Below are 17,771 nucleotides of genomic sequence, written 5' to 3' on the forward strand. Positions count from 1 at the left end.
GGATCAGGTGGTGACTTCGAGCGCGCGGTACGCCACGGCGAGCAGCGCGGGTCGCAGCTGTTCGTCGGGGATGTCCAGGAACTCGCCGCAGGTCTCGGCGATGCCGGCGAGCACGACGAGCGCCGCGACGCGTGCCTCCGGACGGTCGGAGAAGCCGGCGAACGCGGCGACGAGTCGTTCGGAGATCTGCTGGATGTGGGCGAACGCGGGCTGCTGGAGCAGGTCGGGGAACTCTCCCCGGAGCAGCGCGATCTCCCGGCGGAAGCGGACCGCCAGGTCGACGAAGCCGTCCGCGGCGGCGCGCCGGGCCTCGGCGCCGGTGTGCGCGGCGATGCGGGCGTCCAGCTCCTCCAGCATCGTGATGGCCGGGGCCATCAGCTCGCAGAGCAGGGCGTCCTTGCTGGCGAAGTGGTAGAGCACCGTCGCCTTGGAGCAGCCGACGTCGCGGGCGATGTCCTGCAGAGAGGTGCCCTTGTACCCGGTGACGGCGAACCGGCGAGCGGCCGCGGCCAGCAGCTCGTCGTGGGTGGCGGTGGTGGGTCGCGCCATGTCCTCCAGCATGCCTGACCGATCGGTCAGGTGCTGACCGATCGGTCAGATCCGCAGCGTGGCCTTCGCCACAACGGCCTGTTTCCCCAGGTCAGCCTGGTGTTCCGGTCCAGTCGGCCAGCCATTCCCCGGACCAGGTCAGCGCACCCGAGCGCAGGTCGGCGACGAGCTCGCGCACCCAGTCCAGTTCGGCGCGGAGCACCGCCAGTTGGTACTCGTCCTCGACCAGGAAGAGCCGGGGCAGGTCCACCGCGCTCAGCGCCGCCTCCCGCTCGCGCAGCCGCGCCTCGATGACGCCGGCCCGCTGGTCGAGCCGCCGGGCGGCCTCCCCGGGCGGCAGGATGGGCAGGAACGACAGGGCGGCGGGGAACTCCGGGAACTCCCGGGCCGGAGTGGCGAGCGCGTCGGCGAGCCACCCGTCGAGCGTGCGCCGCCCGGCCGGGGTGAGCGCGTAGACGGTGCGTTCCGGCCGCCCCTCCTCGCGCGTGGTCTCGGCGACCCGGATCAGCTCGTCGCGGCGCAGGCGTTCGATGGTCTGGTAGATGCTGTTGCGCTGCGCCACGTTCACCACGTCGTGCTTCTCCCGCTCCCGGATGAGCTGCTGCATCCGGTACGCGTGCATCGGCTCCTCGACCAGGAGGGCCAGCACCATCATCGCCAGCGGCGAGCGACGAACCGTCATGCACACACCCTAGGTGGCCCCTGTCGACGCATAGTCATTCTATGTATAGTCATGGAATGACTAAAGCTGTTGTCGTCGGCGCCGGCCTGGCCGGCCCGGTCGCCGCCATGGCGCTGCGGCGCGCCGGCATCGACGCGTCGGTGTACGAGGCGTACCCGCGCGACGCCGTCGGGGTGGGCGCGTTCCTGACGCTCTCGGTGAACGGGCTGGACGCGCTGCGCGCGATCGACCTCGACACCCTGGTGGCCGGGCTCGGGCACCCGACACCCCGGATGGCCATGCGCAACCACAGGGGGCGCAGGCTCGCGGAGTTCGACGCGGCCGGCAGCCGTACGGTCGGTCGCTCCGAGCTCTACCGGGCGCTGCGCGACGAGGCGCTGCGCCGGGGCGTCGAGTTCGTCCACGGCGCGCGGCTGACCGACGCGGTGGCCGCGGGCGGCGGCGTGACCGCCCGCTTCGCCGACGGCCGGACCGCCCACGGCGATCTGCTGATCGGCGCCGACGGGCTGCGCTCCCGGGTCCGCACGCTGATCGACCCGGCCGCACCCGAGCCCCGCTACGTGCCGCTGCTGAACGCCGGTGGCTTCGCCCGCGGGCTGCGCCTGCCCGACGAGCGCGGCGTGATGCAGATGATGTTCGGCCGCCGCTGCTTCTTCTGCTGGATCGTGGTGGGGGAGGACGACGTCTGGTGGTTCGCCAACCCGCCGCAGCCGGCCGAGCCGAGCCGGGAGCAACTCGCCGCGATCGGCCCGGACGAGGCCCGCTCCCGGCTGCGCGCGTTGCTCGCCGACGACCCGGGGCCGGCGACGAGAATCCTCGACCACACCGCGCGGATCGAGTACGGCTGGCCGACGTACGACCTGCCGTCGGTGCCGGTCTGGCACCGCGACCGCATGATCGTGATCGGCGACGCGGCGCACACCGCCGCCCCCTCCTCCGGGCAGGGCGCGGCGATGGCCTTCGAGGACGCCGTCCAGCTCGCCCGCTGCCTGCGCGACCTGCCCGACGTGCCGGCGGCGTTCCGGGCGTACGAGCGGTTGCGCCGCGAACGGGTGGAACGGGTGGTCGCGCAGGGACGGCGGACCAGCACCACGAAGGTCGCCGGCCCGGTCGGGCGCGTGGTCCGAGACCTGGGCATGCCGCTCGCCGCCCGGTACCTGGCGCGCAACGGCGGCGCGGCGCAGGCATGGCTGTTCGGCCACCACGTCGACTGGGCGGAGCGGGTGGCGGGCTGAGTCAGGCGGGCGGCCGCCCGTGCGCGCTGTCGTACGCCGCCCGCGCCTCGCTGATCGCCTCGCGGTGCCGCTCCGCCCAGCTCGTCAGCGCCACCAGCGACTCGTACAGCTCGCGGGCCATCGGCGTCGCGGTGTACTCCACCTTCGGCGGCACCGTGGGATGCACGTGCCGGTCCAGCAGCCCGTCCCGCTCCAGGTTGCGCAGCGTCAGCGTGAGCATCCGGCGGCTGATCCCCTCCACCCGGCGCTCCAGCTCGGTGAAGCGGATCGGACCGGCCGAGGCGGCGATCAGGATGCCGATGGCCCACTTGCCGCCGACCCGGTCCAGCGCCTCCCGTACGGTGCACGCGCTGGCCTGCTCCGCCGCGCCGGGACCGCACCGGTCCGCCTCTGCCTCACCCACGCCCCGATCGTCCCAGGTGCGCGACGGCGAGGTGCGCCGGGCACCGTGTCGGGGTTGCCGAGCCGGGCCCGGCCCGGGATGGTGGTCCGATGGGCGCCGCTGACGAGACCCGTGCCGGAGTGTCGCTGACCAACCTCGACCAGCCGCTGTTCGACGGCGCCGGGGCGACCAAACGCGACCTGGTCGACTATCTCGACGCGGTGAGTGGCCGGATCCTGCCGGAACTGCGGGACCGGCCGCTGTCGGTGCTGCGGGTGCGGCCCGGCCAGGAGCCGTTCATGCAGAAGAACCTGCCGAAGTACACGCCCGACTGGGTGCGCCGCACCGAGGTGTGGGCGGAGGCGTCGCACCGGCGGATCTCGTACGCCCTCTGCGACGACCGCCGGACGCTGCTCTGGTTCGCCAACCAGCGGGCGGTGGAGTACCACCCGACGCTGGCCCGTACCGGCGCGCCCGAGCACCCGTCCCACCTGGTGCTCGACCTCGACCCGCCGGAGGGGGAGGCGTTCGGCGCCGTGGTGCGGGTCGCGCTGCTGGTGCGGCAGGCGCTCTCCGACGCCGGTCTGGCCGGGGCGGTGAAGACGAGCGGGGCGAAGGGGCTGCACGTGATCGTGCCGGTCGACCCGGCCACCACGGCGCAGGAGGCCGCCGCCGCGACCCGGGCGCTCGCCGCCCGGACCGAACGGCTCGACCCGGCGGCCGCGACCACCGCGTTCGTCGTCGCCGACCGCGGCGGCCGCGTCTTCGTCGACTCCACCCGGGCGTACGGGGCGACAGTGGTGGCCGCCTACAGCCCTCGGATCCGGCCCGGCGCACCGGTCTCGTACCCGGTGGGCTGGGCCGACCTGGAGAGCGCGAGCCCGGCCGACTTCACCGTGCGGACCGTGCCCGCGCTGCTGGGCGACCGGGATCCCTGGGCGGAGGCGCTGCCCGCGCCGCAGCGGCTGCCGGTGGAGCTGGTCGAGCAGGGGCGGACCATCCCGGTGGCCCGGGTCCAGGCGATGCACGAGGGCAAACGCCGCGCCAAGGCCCGCCGCGAGGCCGGGTGAGCCCTGGGCGGACCAGCGCCGATTCCTTCCACGACTGACCGGTGACCTGAGCCACTTCTGTCACACGGTGCGCCCGGCCGGTGTCTTGGGTGCGAACCGTCAGCGGAAGGAGTTCAGGCATGACCGGGTACACCAGGGTGGTAGTGATCGGCGGTGGTTTCGCCGGTGTCATGGCGGCCAACCGGCTGATGCAGCGCGACGACGTCAGCGTGACAGTGGTGAACCCACGACCGGACTTCGTCGTCCGGCCGCGGCTGCACCATCTGGTCGCCGGATCGCACGAGGCGGTGGTGGACTACCGGGAGGTCCTGCACGAGCGTGTTCAGTTGGTTCAGGACGCGGTCACGGTGATCGACGCGACCGAGCGCCGCGTGGTTCTCGCGGAGATCGGCGCACTCGGCTACGACTATCTCGTCTACGCGGTGGGCAGCGCGAGCGCCGAGCCGCCCGTTTCCGGAATGGCCGAGTTCGCCTATCCGATGGCCACCATCGAGGCGGCGCAGCGGCTGCGCTCGATCATCGGCGAAAGCCCGGCGGGGGCCGCGGTCACGGTCGTCGGAGCGGGGCCGACCGGCATCGAGACCGCCGCCGAACTCGCCGGACGCGGCCACCGGGTGAGTCTGGTCTGCGGCGGTACGCTCGGCGCGTACCTGCATCCACGCGCGCGGCGCGCGGCCGCCAGGTCACTCGCCAGGCTCGGTGTGACGGTTCTCGACGGACCCGGCACCGAGGTCACCGCTGTCACGCGTGATGCCGTGCGGCTGCGTGACGATCGCGTTCTGCCGAGTGCGATCACCGTCTGGGCAGCGGGCTTCGGCGTGCCGGATCTGGCCGTGCGCAGCGGACTGCGGACCGACAGCATCGGGCGGCTGCTCACCGACGAGACACTGACCAGCATCGACGACGACCGCATCGTCGCGGCCGGAGACTCGACCGCACCCTCCGGCGTGCCCTATCGGATGAGCGCGTACACCGCGGGCTGCCTCGGCGCGCACGCCGCCGACACGTTGCTGCGGCGGATGGCAGGCCTCCGGCCTGAGCCGGCCAGCGTCTTCTTCAACGCGATGTGCGTCGGCCTCGGGCCGCAGGCCGGCATCTACCAGCTCGCCGGCCGGGACGACACCGCGATGAGACTGTTCATCGGCGGCCGGCTCGGCGGGAGACTCAAGGCGCTCACCTACAAGTTCGGCGTCGGCCATCTCACGAACGAGGCCCGCAAGCCCGGCTCGCACCGGTGGCTGCCCAACAACAAGCGCGGGCAACTGGTACAGGCACAAGCGAACCGGGATCCGGGCGTGGCCCGGCAGTCGGCGTAAGCCCGAGGGGACGGACCGGCCCTCGATGATCGGGGACGCGGGTGAGCCCCAATCACCGAAGGCCCTCGACCATGCTGGTCGGGGGCCTTCGGTGATTTGGTCTGTCAGCGACGCCGCGTCGCGGTGGCCGGTGGGCGCTTGCCCCAGGTGAGCGCGATCAGCACCACGGCCAGGGCCCAGGTGACGATCATCGTCCAGATCGGGCGGGTCTCGGTGGCCGCGCCGACGAACCCGCCGATCGCGTAGCTGACCAGGCAGAGCAGGCCGGTCGCGGCGAGCCGCCCGGCCGCGCTGCGGCCCTCCGGCTCGAACACCCAGTCGGCGATGCCCTTCGTGGTGCGCAGCACGGTGCCGGTCTGGTACGACGTGGCGGTCTGCACGCCGAAGGTGCGGACGATCAACCCGCCGAGGATGCCGACCGGGAACGCCAGCAGCGCGGTCAGGATCGTGCGCTCGGTCAGCGAGTCGCGCCCCGAGTCGAGGGACCGGTCCACCAGGCCCCAGAGCACGAGCAGCGCCAGCATGGCGAGCAGTTCCATGCCCGGCGGGGTGAGCGGGCCGGCCGGGCGCAGGCGGCGGATCCCGGCGCCGAGCAGGCCGCCGAGGCCGAACGCGACAAGCGACGCCACCGCGGCCGGCCAGGGCGGAAAGTGATCGGCGGCCCCCATTCCGACGAACGCCACGTTGCCGGTCTGAATACCCACGAACACCTTGTACTTGAGGAACGAGAATGCGTCGACCACACCGGCGAGGCCGGTGGCGAGCGCAAGTGCCAGAAACGGTACGTGGAAGTCGTATTCCCCCACCCGCCAGCGATCCTCCGTGTTGTTGGACATCGCCCTCCCTACCCCCGGTCGCACCCGTGAAACCGGTGCGGCGCGCGATGCGCGGAAGTGCCGGGAAAGGGGTTTCCCGTCCGTTCCGGTGAATGGCGCGATCGCGTTATTCACCGGGGGGATCCGCTTCGGCAGCATCGCAATTGCGTCTCGACGGCGAGACTCGAAGCCGAAGGAGGCCGAGCGCATGTTCGTGCTCCCCGTCGCCAGAATCCGCGTCACGTTCTATTCGATCGCGGCGCTGGCCGTCGCCGGAGTCGCCACGGATGCTCCGGTGTGGAGCATCGCGGCGTCGCTGTTCCTCTGTGTCGCGATTCCGCTCGCGGTGGCCTTTCAGAGCCCGGAACACCTGCGGGCGTTGTTCGTCCCGTCCCGGGCCGCCGAATCGGCGGTCCACACCCGGAAGGAAATCCGTCATGCCCCGATCCAATGACCGTGCCGGAATGGGATCATCGCCCAAGGACCACCAGATGGTCGGCACGGTCCCGCGGAATCCCGCGATCGACCAGTCACACCCCGACCTGGTCAATCCGCCGTCGACAGACAACGGGCTCATGCCCAACCTGGTGTTCCCGTTCTCGCTGGCGCACACCCGGCAGGAGAGCGGCGGCTGGACCCGGGAGGTCACCAACCGTCTCCTGCCGATCGCCCACGACCTGGCGATCGTGAACATGAAGCTCAACCCCGGGGCGTACCGGGAACTGCACTGGCACATCCAGTCCGAGTGGGCCTTCGTCCTCACCGGCAGCTGCCGGATCGCCGCCGTGGACCAGGAGGGCCGCAACTTCCTGGAGGACGTCAAGGCCGGTGACCTCTGGTACTTCCCGGCCGGCATCCCGCACCACATCCAGGCGCACGACGAGGGCGTGGAGTTCCTGCTCGTCTTCGACGACGGCTGCTACTCCGAGGACGCGACGTTCCAGGTGACCGACTTCTTCTCGCACGTGCCGAGGGAGGTCATCGCCAAGAACTTCGGCTGGACGATGCAGCAGATGGCCAACTTCCCGGCCGAGTCGGAACGCTACATCTTCCCGGGCCAGAGCCCGCCGCCGCTGGCCGAGGACCGGGTCTTCAGCCCCACCGGCGACGTGCCCCGGACGTTCAAGCACAGCCTCCTCGCGCAGACGCCGGAGAAGTTCGAGGGCGGCAGCGTACGCATCGCCGACTCGAGCAACTTCGCCGCGGCCATCACCACCACCGTCGCCATGGTGGAGATCGAGCCCGGCGCGTTGCGGGAACTGCACTGGCACCCGAACGGTGCGGAGATGCAGTACGTGATCTCGGGCAAGGGACGCATGGGCGTCTTCGCCAACCACGGCACCGCGCGCACCTTCAACATGGAGACCGGAGACGTCGGCTACGTGCCGATCTCGATGGGCCACTACATCGAGAACATCGGCGACAAGCCCTTCGTCTACCTGGAGCTGTTCCGGACCGCGAAGTTCGAGGACGTGTCACTCGCGCAGTGGTTGGCGAACGTCCCGCCGGAGGTGGTCGCGGACACGATCAACGCGCCACGCGAGCTGATCGAGGCGCTTCCGAAGACGAAGAGCCCGCTGCAACGGCACTGAGGACGCGGTGCTGAGCGCGGACGCCACAGGGTCGTGGCGTCCGCGCTCAGCTGCCCTCCCGGGACTCCCAGACCAGCGCCAGCTCCACCCGGTTGTGGACACCGAGCTTCGCGTAGATCGAGCGCAGGTGGGTGTCGACGGTGTGGAACGAGACGAACAGGTCCCGGGCCGCCTCCTGCTTCGTCATGCCGACCGCGAGCAGTTCGGCCACCCGTATCTCGGCGGGCGTCAGCGCGGCCACGGCCGGACGGCAGGCCTCGTCGCCCGCCGGGCCGTCGTGCTCCTGTGTCCCGCCGGCACCCATCCGGGTGTACATCGCGTCGGCCTCGGCCAGCAGGTCGAACGTCTCGGCCGGCGGCAGCCCGGGCGACCGCGCCAGGTCGTGCAGCGCGTCGGCCAGGGCCGGCCGGGCGGAGGTGGTGCGCAGCAGCCGCACCGCCGCGCGCAGCGCCGCCGGATCGCCGGTCAGCAGCCCGTCGGCCTGGTGCGCCACCCCGCGCCAGAGCGCGTTGTTCGTCATGCCGGCGGCCCGCTTCAGGTGGTCGGCGAGGATCTCGGCCCGCTGCCGGTCACCGAGCGCCAGGGCCGCGCGTACCAGTCGCGGGCCGTGGTGCGGCACCAGCAGCAGCGGAGCCACCGAGCGGTCCGGCATGGCGAAGGCGGCGCCCAGCAGCGCGGCGTGCCGGCCCGGCTCCGGATCGCCCGCGGCGGCGCAGCCGAGCCGGAACCACTGCATGTCGTCCGGCCAACCCACTGCGGGGCGTTCGTCTGCCAGCAGATCCCGGGCCGCGGCCACCTCACCCCGGCGCAGCAGCACCTCCACGACCGTGGCGAGCAGGTCCACCCGGGCCTGCGCCGGCAGGGCGCCACCACGTTCGGTCAGCGCGAGACGGGCCCGGACCTCGGCCTCGGCCAGCTCACCGGTGGTCAGCCGCAGGACGCAGTCCAGCGCGGTCACCAGCGGCTGCGCCACCGCACCGAGCGTGTCGATCTCCGTGGTCACGCTGTCGAGCGCGGTCGCCGCGTCGACGTACCGGCCGAGCGCGATCTGGTTCGCCACCCGGTCGACGCGCAGGAAGATCGCCTGGGTGCGGGCGGCGGGCTCGCCCGCGTCCACCTCCCGCAGGATCCGCGCGGCGCGGGGCAGGTCGCCGGTGGCGGTGGCCCGGGACGCGTGCGCCAGGGCCAGCCGGATACCGCCGCCGGGGGAGGGGCTGCGCTCGTGGGCCCGCTCCGCCGCCGCCACCAGCCCGGCGGCGTCGGGGTGCCCGAACCGGGCCGCCTGCGACGCCAGCATGGTGAGCGTCCAGCTCCGCCCGGCGGCGTCCAGCTCCTGGTTGAGCGCCTGCCCGAGGTACGTCAGGGACAGCGAGGGACGCTGCGTCGCGTAGTAGGCGCCGAGCCGCCCGAGCAGCATCGCCCGCTGGCGTGGCCCGTATCGATCGACCGCGACCTCCCGATGCAGCATCCGCAGCGTCTCGTCCACCCGGCCGGCCAGATAGAGGTTGTCGGCGACGTCGACCAGCCAGGCCAGGCGCTCGTCGGCCGGGCCGGGCACGGGTGTGGCAAGCAGCAGATCCGCGGCGAGGCTCGGACCGACCGCCGGGTCGGCCGCCAGCCGGGCGGCGAGCGCCCGGGCGGACCGGCTCACCGCCGGGAGCACCCGGAGGAGCTGCCGGGCGGCCTGGGCCGGGCGCCCGGCGTCGGCGAGCACCTCGGCTGCCGCCTCGCGCAGCGCCTGGCGTACCGACGGCGGGGTGTCCCGCAGGACGTCGTCGCGCAGAGCGATCGAGGCCAGCCGCAGGCCGGCGGCGGTGTCGACGAGAAATCCGCGCGAGATCAGCTCCTCCACCGTCGCGTCGACCGGCTCGTCCGGTGTGGTGCCGGTGCGCGTGGCCACCGCTTCGAGGAACCACAGGCCGCAGGGGGCGTCGGCGACGGCGACGCCGCGCAGGACCCACCGTTGCGTGGTCGTCAGCGAGGAGGGAACGCCCGTGTGCATCTTGGGGCGGTTGGTCAACGGCGTCTCGGGCAACTGGCTCACCTTCGCAGGTGCTGAGGTTCGACCCGTTCACCGCGAGGTTAGCCAGCTCACGACCTGCCCATCCCCGAATCGAGGGACAAAGGTGAAAGCGGTTCGCCCGCTCGGTATCTAGAGCATCCGGCGTCGGACCCGCCACACCACCACACCGACCAGGATCGCCGCGACGGCGACGAACACTGCCGCCTCGATGAGCTGGAACGTCCAGAACCGGTCGGCCGGGTGGTAGACCCCGAACTGCTGGATGCCCCGCGCGTGCAGGAACTGGTTGACGTTGGCGCCGGCCCGGTTGGCGGCGTCCTCCAGCTCGTAGTACTCGACGCTGCTCAGCCTGTGCCCGGTGGCGTCCGCGTAGCCGCGTTCGATCACCCAGTCGGCGACGCCGGGCACGAACCGGTGCCCCGCCTGGTCCGTCGGGCCGCCGGCGGGGACCGGCTCCATGGCCGTGAGCGGCGTGGCGTACGCGGGACGGGCCAGCAGCGCCACCGACATCCGGGCGGCGAGGAACGCCCCGAACGCGACGCCGAACGCGGGCAGGCTGCGCCGCAGAATCGCCCCCGCCGCGGTGGCCACGCCGAACGCGAACAGCGCGTACGCCACCGGAACAAGTCCCTCCAGGTCGAAGGCGTCGTACTGGAACCGCCCCTCCCACGCGTCGAAAGGCTGACGGAACCAGGTGAGCACCGCGGTGAACATCCCGGTGAGCACGACCGTGACGCCGGCCAGGGCCACGAGCTTGGCCGCAAGCCAGCGCATCCGCGGCACGGCCTGGGTCCAGGCGAGCTGCCAGGTGCCCTCCTCCAGCTCGCGCGCGAGCAGCGGCGCACCGAGGAACGCACCGATGACGACGGGCATCAGATAGAAGGCCGCCAGGAGGTTCTCGACGTACCCGTACTCGTCGTCGAGGCGGCGGAAGGAGGCCGCGCAGGCCTCGCCGACACCGGCCTCTCCCGCACAGCGGGCGGGACCGCCGGGAAACAGGTCGTGGGCCTGCGTCCCGAGCACGAGCAGGGCGATGCCGAACGCGCCGACGAGCAGGCCCAGGACGCAGACCTCGGTCCGGTGCTGGCGCCAGATCAACCACGTCACGCCGCCACCTCCGAGGGATCACCGGCGCTCGGCTCGGACGGCCGGCGCAGGTACGCCAGCACCAGCTCCTCCAACGCGACCGGCTGGGCCTGCCACCCGGGCGCGGCCGGGATCCCGCCGTCGCGTACCAGCAGGGTCGTGTGCCGGTCGCTGTGGACGGCCTCCACGACGGCGGCGGCCCGGTCGAGGTCGTTGGCCGTGCGCGGGCCGACGAGCAGCCGGTGCTCGGCGAGGAGGGTGTCGATGTCGCCGGCGAGCGTGACCCGGCCCTGGTTGAGCACGACCAGGTGGTCGCAGACGCGCTCCAGCTCGTGCACGACGTGGGAGGAGAACAGGACTGTCACCCCGCCGTCGGCCACCGCGCCCATGAGGACCTGGAGGAACTCGTGCCGGGCCAGCGGGTCGAGGCTGGCCACCGGCTCGTCGAGGACGAGCAGGTCCGGCCGCTTCGCCAGGGCCAGAGCCAACGCGACCTGGGCCTGCTGCCCGCCGGAGAGCGAACCGGCCCTGCGGTCGAGCGGGATGCCCAGCTTCGCCAGCCGGCGCTCGGCCAGCCCCTGGTCGAACCGCAGGTTGCAGGCCCGGCCGAAGCGGAGCATCTCGGCGACGGTGAAGCGCTTGTACAGCGGGTGGTCCTGGGCCAGGAACCCGACCCGGGACAGAGTCTGCGGGGTGCTCGCAGTGACGTCGCGGCCGAGGACCTCCACCGTGCCGGTGCTCGGTGCCAGCAACCCGACGACCAGGCGCAGCAGCGTGGTCTTGCCCGCGCCGTTCGGCCCGACCAGGGCGATCACGCCGCCCGCCGGCAGGGCCAGGGTGCAGTCGCGCAGCGCCCAGCCCTTCCGGTACCGCTTGCCCACACCGTCGGTGCGCAGCGCCAACTCGGTCGCTGTCACGCCACGTCCTCGTTCCTGGTCTGCTGGTGGACGGAGGTGAAGAGCGCGTCGACCGCCTGCTCGTCGAGGCCGGCCGCGTAGGCGCGGCGCAACCAGGTCGCGAGCCCGCGGCGCAGCGACGTGTACGTCGACGCCGACATGGCGGCCGACTGCTGCTCGTTGACGAACGTGCCCTGGCCGGGCCGGCCGGTGACCAGGTTCTCCTGCTCCATCTGCCGGTACGCCTTGGCGACGGTGTTCGGATTGATCGCCAGGTCCTCGACCACCTCGCGGATGAGCGGGAGGCGGTCACCGGGCTGGAGGAAGCCCAGCAGCACCGCCTGGCGGACCTGCTGGACGAGTTGCAGGTACGGCGGCACGCCGGAGTGGGTGTCGAGCCGGAAGACGAACACGGTGCTCCTCACTGCTTTACTAGTAACGTAGTAAAGCAGTGGCTCGGCGGTCAAGGAGGCCGGCTCGCCCGGAAACGGAACGAGCCCGGCAGCCAGGGTGGCTGTCGGGCTCGTGAAGGTCTTCTGTGAGGTGCCCCCGGCAGGATTCGAACCTGCGCTCCCGCCTCCGGAGGGATGCGCCTCATCCGGCTGTATCACGCCGTTGGCCTGGGCGAATGCGTGCTGAGCCGATGGGCCCCGGGTCAACTTTGGCACGTATTCGGCACAGCGACGTCCGGCGGACCACGGTGGCGCTGTCGCTGGCGGGAGCTGACACTGTGACGGCCCCAGCGAGCCGAGTAGCCGATCCCCTGGGTTACGTTAATTTCTATCTGTATCCGGCGGGAGCGTGCCATCGACCAGGTTGAAGACTATTTCGAAGTGGAATGAATCACTGATCATTCGACGACCAGAACCCGGGGTAAAAGATTGTAAGGGGGTTTTCCGCATGGTCGTCCGACTCCATGGTCATCCTAATCTGGGAAGCAATTTCGCTGCGGTAGGTATCTAGCTTAGGTACGAGCGTGTAAATAGAAGTTGTATCGATCTGCACAGTGCGGAATTCGCGAACGTCAAAAGGCAGGCGATCCGCGAGGCGGCTCAACTGAACAATCGGCTTTCGGACGGCATGGCGCAGTGCGAGTTCGTAGAAGACGTTGGGGTTATGGAACGAGAGGTCCGCGATTACAAGCGGTGCTTGAACGATGTATTCGATGACCTGCTTAGAAATCAGGCCGGGGTCGGTGATCTTGTCGGCACGCACGAGCCGCATCCCGAACTCCTGAAGAGCCGGCTCAACAAGTGAGCCCATAAAGAGATCGGAGTGTCGTCGCTCCTCTGAATCAGCTTGCCCGATTGGTGCAATGTAGAAGCACGTGTCAGACATCGACTCGCGCACCTGCACATCTACCACCGCAGCTACTTGGGTCGACTCTGAGCTGATCGTCCCCTCGATCACTAGCGCCGAACGTTTCGGTACGGCGAGTGCGCTTTGGCTTGCTAGTTCATCAAGTAAATGGTTTTTCGTTAGCAGTCGCTCGGCCCCAGCGATCGTCCGGAGCAGTCCCAAAAACTTTGCATTGACGATGAACGTCTCGACGCATTCATTCAGGAAGTCCTGATCAATTCCTTGGCTGTGCGCATAGTCCCTAAGCACGGAAACGGTGGGAAGGCGACTTCCACAAAAATTCTCGTACAGCTTTCGGAAGGTGTCGTTCTTCTCGATCGCCAATTTGAACTGTGCCTCAAACCGCTCGGAAGGAGACGAGTCTGGCGACGTGGCCTTCGCCCCGTCAGGCGTCAACTCCAGATACTCTGCCTTATAGCTCCCGAGAGTTATTCCATACTGGAATGAACCGGTAACCAAATTTCGACTTGCGGTGCTGTCGGCCTCTCGCTTCATATTTTCAAACAGGGTGAGACGGCGAACCTTCTGCCCAGCGGCATGCTCCTGAATAGCCAATCCGAGGGTGAGTGCATCGTCAAATGTGTTTGGAGGAATCGGTCGCGTGCGGCGTCTCCGCCTGTCGGTGTCGGAATTTTTTGCAGCAGCCGCTGAACCCTTGGAGGCTGCGGCTTCAGAAATTAGTGCCCCGTCCTCGACCGATGTCATTGCCAGATGGTAGCTTCGAGCAGCCTTGATCAACAGGCGCGGAGGAGCTGCACGGGGCCTACTGACAAGGAGCCGACATTAGTGACGCAATAGTTCGAACGTCCGTTCGGAGAAAGCTCGAACAGTAGTTCGAGGGGAGCGATTAATTGCTCACCTAGAACACGTCAAATCCCCCAAATTGGGGACGAGGTTATCAATTTGGCTAGAAGGTCGGTAACTATGCTCGAACCGGAACACCTTCCGCCCCTTCAGCGTGCAGTTTCGCGAGAGTCGCAGCGGGGCCAGTACGTATTCATCAGATTGGTCGCCCTAAGGCTGGCCCTGTTATTGGTGGCCGCGGTGATGGGGGCGGTAGGCTGGAAACTCGGCGAGTTGGCTTTGTCGGCAGCTATTGCTGCGTGCTCTTTCGCCGTGGCTTCCACCATCGAAGCATTTCTGCTCGCGAACCGCCCGAGTCAGCGATGGTATGCCGGAAGGGCAATGTCCGAATCCATCAAATCTCTATCGTGGCGCTTCGCGGTTGCGGCAGAGCCTTTCCCCAGATCTCGGGGCGAACTTGAATGTGTAGAGGATTTCGCGGGCCGCCTGCTGGGCATGTCCAGCGACCTCGGCTCGGCCGGGCTGGCGGCCCCGTCAGCGTCTGGCCAACAAATCACTGAGGAGATGCTGGCTTTGCGCGCTTCTCCTCTCGCGGCACGCCTAGAGGCCTACTCGAAATACCGCCTCCAAAAGCAGAGGTCGTGGTACGCTGATCGATCCCAATGGAACCGTAGGCAAGCGACGCGTTGGTCCGTTGCTCTACTCGTATTGGAAGTAGCGGGTGTTGTCTTTGCGGTGTCTCGGGCTGCCGGGATCACGACGGCTGACTTGCTAGGGATAGCTGCCGCCGCGATTGCAGCCTGCGCGGCCTGGACGCAAACCCGGCAACACGACGTGCTGGCTACTGCCTATGCTTTGGCGAGTCAGGAGCTTGCTGCCATTGCATCAGTGACCCCAAGGGTAACTTCAGAACTTCAGATGTCTCAGTTGGTAAGTGATGCGGAGGCGGCGATTTCACGAGAGCACACGATGTGGCGGGCGCGGCGGCATTAAGATCTGGATTAGCATGCTGCCATCGAGGTGTGCCCGGCGAGCAGGTGCGCCGCCAGGTAGAAGATTGCCGATCGTCGTGATGCTGCATAAGAGAGGGAATTAGCTGTTGGGCCATGCTTTCCAGGCATCGATGAGAATGTCGCTCAGGCTGGACCTCGTAGGGGTCCAACCAAGGACGGCGTGAGCGCGGCTGATATCGGCGATGAGGCTTGGCGGCTCGGGCTTGGGTGGCTGCCGGTGGACGGTGACCGGATGCCCGGTGATCTGCGCAGCGGTGGCCACCACGGTGGCCATGCTCGTTCCGGTGCCAGAGCCGAGGTTGATGGTCGGACAGGCGCCGGGGGTGCAGGCGGCCAGGCCCTTCCGGATGGCAGCCGCGACGTCGGCGACATGGACGAAGTCCCGGACTGCTGATCCGTCGCCGTTTAGGGTGACGTGGTCGAGCTGGCCGGTGATCGCACGAAAGACGTTCGGGATAATCCGTGCGCGGTCGGTGTCGGTGACCCCGTCAGCCGCTCCGGCGACGTTGAAGGGCCGAACGGTGATCGCCCCGATTGCCCCTGTCGCTGCATAGGCAGCGACCATGTGCTCGGCGGCGACCTTCGAAGCCGCGTATGGGCTCTCGGGGTGCGGGGGCAGGTCTTCGGAGAGCGCGCCTTGGCGCTGCGATCCGTAGACGATGTTGGTGGAGGTGAAAACCAAGGCGACGGGGTCGGTGGCCGTCCGCGCGGTGTCGAGAGCCATGAGCAGGTTCAGGGTGCCGGTCTCGTTGACGTCGAAGTAGCTCAGCGGGTCGGCGAACGAGTCCCGGCCGCTGGTCAACGCAGCCAGATGAACAACTCCCTCGTATCCGCCTTCCTTTACGATTTGGGCAACCCGGGCGCGGTCTCGGATGTCTCCCGTCACGATCGCGACATCGGCGGGTGGGTTGCGGTCCCTGCGGCCCCGGCTCATGACGGTGACCCGGTGTCCAGCGGTGAGCAGGTCACGGGCGACGGCGTGGCCGAGAAATCCGAGGCCACCGGTAACCAGTACGTGCACGTCAGCCTCTCCCCAGGATCGTGCGGCGGTGCTCCCACGCGAGCTGAATGCAGCCGGCCGCCGCCGGAGCTAGCCGCCCGCTGGCGGTCAGTTCGTCGATGGTGTGGCGGGTGAATGGCAGTGCCGATGTGGGCCGCACCCGCCCGGTCTTCACCACGGTTCCCTCGTCGTTGGCGCTGACCATGTCGGCGAATAAGCGGTCATAGGTGGGGCCATCGAACACCGCTACGGTCAAGATTTCGCCCCAGAGAGTGAGCGCGTCGAGCGCGACGCCGAGGCAGAAGACTCGTATCCCACCCGCCGCGTATTCGCGTTGGAAGCTTGCCAGCGGCTCGGCGGTGTAATCCGCCGGCTCACCGTCACCACCGTGCTCGGCCGTGCCGAGAAATTCCTCGCTGTACTCCCGCATCATGTTGCGCCACAGGTCGAAGTCGGCCGCTAAGGCCGCAGGTAGGACGCTCGACGGCTGGAAAACCCCCGCCGGCATGATGTGCAGCATTCCCCCAGCCACGGCTACGTTGCCGGCTGCCCGGTTGTGCAGCACGAAGGACACTCCATCGTCATCCGCCCGCAGGGTGAGCGTGTCGGTTGAGGGTGCTGTCGGCGGTGACGCGGCTCTCCGGCAGCGCATCGAGAGGGCGCTCGGGCACGGCTGAGGGCGCCGGCGTTCCGTGGCACGCATTTGGCACAGATGTCCGCCACCGGCCGGTGACGGCCGGACATGGCCGGGCACATGATGAAGGCCCCTGGCCGGGTTTTCCCTGGTTAGGGGCCTCTTCGTGCTGGTCAGAGCTTTCTTAGCAAGTGTGCCCCCGGCAGGATTCGAACCTGCGCTCCCGCCTCCGGAGGGCGGTGCTCTATCCCCTGAGCTACGGGGGCTCAGCGACCCGAGAAGAGTAGCAAACCCCCTCCCGGATCACCGAATCGGTACCCCCGCCAGTCGATCTTCGTCGGATCAGGCCGCGGCGACGGCGCGACCGCAGCTCGGCAGCGGGTGCAGCACGACCCGGCGGGGCAGCCGGCGGGGCCACTCGTTGCGCGGCCAGGAGCCGTCCACGATCAGGTGCACGGTGCGCTCCTCGGCGCCACTGAGCCGCAGCACGAAGTCACGGGGCAGCGGCGGGTCCACCGACGGCGTGGTGACCATGAACCGCACCCGCCCTCGCGAGGAGACCGCCGAGACCACGTCGGCGGCGGGCATGGTGCCGCGCAGGCGTACCCGGCCGATCCAGTAGACCTCCGCGGCGTGCTCCTGGGCCGCCCGCGTGATCGCCGGGTATGCGCTGCGTACCCAGCGCTCGACCGCGCCGACGCACAGGCCGCAGGCCCGCTCGCGCGGCTCGCGCGGCCCGAGACCCCAGGCCCGGAGGTACGCCCCGACGGTGCCGGCGTCCATCGCCAGCCCGAACCGGCGCTCGATGAGGGCGGTCAGGCTCTGCCGTGTCCAGAGCTCCTCGTCGAGGCCGAACTCGTCGGGGTGGACGCCCCGGAGCACGTCGATGAGTTCGAGTTCCTGTTCGCGGCTGAGCGTTCCCGGCTCGCCCTGCCGCAGTCCGCGACGGACGGCTGCCACCGCTCCGTCACCGCCGATGGTGTGGCGTCGGCACCAGCTGGTCACCGACCGCCCTGCGTCTCTGAGTGCAACCCCCACGTCTTGGGCAACGAGCACGAATCGCAACTGGTCACGATATGTGGGTAGAAAACTCTCCAACCCCCACAATGACCCGTTAACCCCAAACCGTTACAAACCCCCAAACCAGGACATACCCGGCCTCATCTCGCCGTCACCCCCACGCGATCTTGCACTTACGGTCCTCCCGTAACGGGGCGAATCCGGCATCACCGGGGCGCCAACTGCAAGATCGCGGGGGGGTGACGGCGAGATGAGGCCGGGTATGTCCTGGTTTGGGGGTTTGTAACGGTTTGGG

General features: G+C 69.4%; 18 protein-coding genes and 1 tRNA gene. 6 read left to right on the forward strand and 13 right to left on the reverse strand.

What is annotated here, in order from left to right:
* Positions 1-3: 3 nt before the first annotated feature.
* Both F8279_RS08705 and F8279_RS08710 read right to left on the reverse strand, forming a co-directional pair.
* Complete coding sequence (locus F8279_RS08705) at positions 4-549, reverse strand: TetR/AcrR family transcriptional regulator (protein WP_091423291.1); 546 nt, start codon at positions 547-549, stop codon at positions 4-6.
* Between the two features lie 91 nt (positions 550-640).
* Positions 641-1,231 (reverse strand): PadR family transcriptional regulator, encoded by a 591-nt coding sequence (locus F8279_RS08710; protein ID WP_217493431.1) that lies wholly within the window; start codon positions 1,229-1,231, stop codon positions 641-643.
* Between the two features lie 56 nt (positions 1,232-1,287).
* Between F8279_RS08710 and F8279_RS08715 the strand changes: the two genes are divergently transcribed.
* The gene (locus tag F8279_RS08715) at positions 1,288-2,466 is read left to right on the forward strand and encodes an NAD(P)/FAD-dependent oxidoreductase (RefSeq protein ID WP_151499610.1); all 1,179 of its coding nucleotides are present in this window, start codon (positions 1,288-1,290) and stop codon (positions 2,464-2,466) included.
* A 1-nt stretch (position 2,467) separates the two neighbouring features.
* On the opposite strand, the gene F8279_RS08720 is transcribed toward F8279_RS08715, so the two are convergent.
* Complete coding sequence (locus tag F8279_RS08720) at positions 2,468-2,869, reverse strand: helix-turn-helix domain-containing protein (RefSeq protein ID WP_091422498.1); 402 nt, start codon at positions 2,867-2,869, stop codon at positions 2,468-2,470.
* A gap of 89 nt (positions 2,870-2,958) precedes the next feature.
* Between F8279_RS08720 and ligD the strand changes: the two genes are divergently transcribed.
* Both ligD and F8279_RS08730 read left to right on the forward strand, forming a co-directional pair.
* Positions 2,959-3,918 carry a non-homologous end-joining DNA ligase gene (gene ligD, locus F8279_RS08725; protein ID WP_151499611.1) on the forward strand — a complete coding sequence of 320 codons (960 nt, stop codon included), beginning with the start codon at positions 2,959-2,961 and terminating at the stop codon, positions 3,916-3,918.
* A 119-nt stretch (positions 3,919-4,037) separates the two neighbouring features.
* Positions 4,038-5,234: an NAD(P)/FAD-dependent oxidoreductase gene (locus F8279_RS08730; protein WP_091422505.1), complete on the forward strand. Its 1,197-nt coding sequence runs from the start codon at positions 4,038-4,040 to the stop codon at positions 5,232-5,234.
* Positions 5,235-5,338: 104 nt separating this feature from the next.
* On the opposite strand, the gene F8279_RS08735 is transcribed toward F8279_RS08730, so the two are convergent.
* Positions 5,339-6,070 (reverse strand): DUF1275 family protein, encoded by a 732-nt coding sequence (locus tag F8279_RS08735; protein WP_151499612.1) that lies wholly within the window; start codon positions 6,068-6,070, stop codon positions 5,339-5,341.
* Between F8279_RS08735 and F8279_RS30535 the strand changes: the two genes are divergently transcribed.
* Both F8279_RS30535 and F8279_RS08745 read left to right on the forward strand, forming a co-directional pair.
* The gene (locus F8279_RS30535; RefSeq protein ID WP_225853196.1) at positions 6,057-6,503 is read left to right on the forward strand and encodes a hypothetical protein; all 447 of its coding nucleotides are present in this window, start codon (positions 6,057-6,059) and stop codon (positions 6,501-6,503) included. The genes F8279_RS08735 and F8279_RS30535 overlap by 14 nt on opposite strands.
* A 10-nt stretch (positions 6,504-6,513) precedes the next feature.
* Positions 6,514-7,641: a cupin domain-containing protein gene (locus tag F8279_RS08745; protein WP_225853197.1), complete on the forward strand. Its 1,128-nt coding sequence runs from the start codon at positions 6,514-6,516 to the stop codon at positions 7,639-7,641.
* 46 nt (positions 7,642-7,687) lie between these two features.
* Here the strand turns inward: F8279_RS08745 and F8279_RS08750 are convergent, their stop codons facing one another.
* From F8279_RS08750 to F8279_RS08770, 5 genes are all read right to left on the reverse strand, one after another.
* Positions 7,688-9,685: a LuxR family transcriptional regulator gene (locus F8279_RS08750; RefSeq protein ID WP_151499613.1), complete on the reverse strand. Its 1,998-nt coding sequence runs from the start codon at positions 9,683-9,685 to the stop codon at positions 7,688-7,690.
* Positions 9,686-9,793: 108 nt separating this feature from the next.
* Positions 9,794-10,771: an ABC transporter permease subunit gene (locus F8279_RS08755; RefSeq protein ID WP_151499614.1), complete on the reverse strand. Its 978-nt coding sequence runs from the start codon at positions 10,769-10,771 to the stop codon at positions 9,794-9,796.
* Positions 10,768-11,667, reverse strand: a complete 900-nt coding sequence (locus F8279_RS08760; protein ID WP_151499615.1) for an ABC transporter ATP-binding protein — start codon at positions 11,665-11,667, stop codon at positions 10,768-10,770. The genes F8279_RS08755 and F8279_RS08760 overlap by 4 nt, the downstream gene beginning before the upstream one ends.
* Positions 11,664-12,059 carry a GntR family transcriptional regulator gene (locus tag F8279_RS08765; RefSeq protein WP_046568276.1) on the reverse strand — a complete coding sequence of 132 codons (396 nt, stop codon included), beginning with the start codon at positions 12,057-12,059 and terminating at the stop codon, positions 11,664-11,666. The genes F8279_RS08760 and F8279_RS08765 overlap by 4 nt, the downstream gene beginning before the upstream one ends.
* Before the next feature lie 430 nt (positions 12,060-12,489).
* Positions 12,490-13,710: a hypothetical protein gene (locus tag F8279_RS08770; protein ID WP_225853198.1), complete on the reverse strand. Its 1,221-nt coding sequence runs from the start codon at positions 13,708-13,710 to the stop codon at positions 12,490-12,492.
* A 219-nt stretch (positions 13,711-13,929) separates the two neighbouring features.
* On the opposite strand from F8279_RS08770, the gene F8279_RS30950 reads away from it, so the two are divergent.
* Positions 13,930-14,802, forward strand: coding sequence for a DUF4231 domain-containing protein (locus tag F8279_RS30950; protein ID WP_151499616.1), 873 nt, complete (start codon positions 13,930-13,932; stop codon positions 14,800-14,802).
* 99 nt (positions 14,803-14,901) lie between these two features.
* On the opposite strand, the gene F8279_RS08780 is transcribed toward F8279_RS30950, so the two are convergent.
* The 4 genes from F8279_RS08780 to F8279_RS08795 all read right to left on the reverse strand — a co-directional run bounded on the left by F8279_RS08780 (position 14,902) and on the right by F8279_RS08795 (position 17,494).
* Positions 14,902-15,843 (reverse strand): SDR family NAD(P)-dependent oxidoreductase, encoded by a 942-nt coding sequence (locus F8279_RS08780; RefSeq protein ID WP_151499617.1) that lies wholly within the window; start codon positions 15,841-15,843, stop codon positions 14,902-14,904.
* Between the two features lies 1 nt (position 15,844).
* Positions 15,845-16,396, reverse strand: coding sequence for a hypothetical protein (locus F8279_RS08785; RefSeq protein ID WP_151499618.1), 552 nt, complete (start codon positions 16,394-16,396; stop codon positions 15,845-15,847).
* Between the two features lie 254 nt (positions 16,397-16,650).
* Positions 16,651-16,722 (reverse strand) — tRNA-Arg (locus tag F8279_RS08790).
* Between the two features lie 76 nt (positions 16,723-16,798).
* A complete protein-coding gene (locus tag F8279_RS08795; protein ID WP_151499619.1) occupies positions 16,799-17,494 on the reverse strand; it encodes a winged helix-turn-helix domain-containing protein in 696 nt (231 codons plus the stop codon).
* Positions 17,495-17,771: the final 277 nt, after the last annotated feature.

This window comes from Micromonospora sp. AMSO1212t (assembly GCF_008868145.1).
In the GTDB taxonomy this organism is placed as follows: domain Bacteria; phylum Actinomycetota; class Actinomycetes; order Mycobacteriales; family Micromonosporaceae; genus Micromonospora; species Micromonospora tulbaghiae.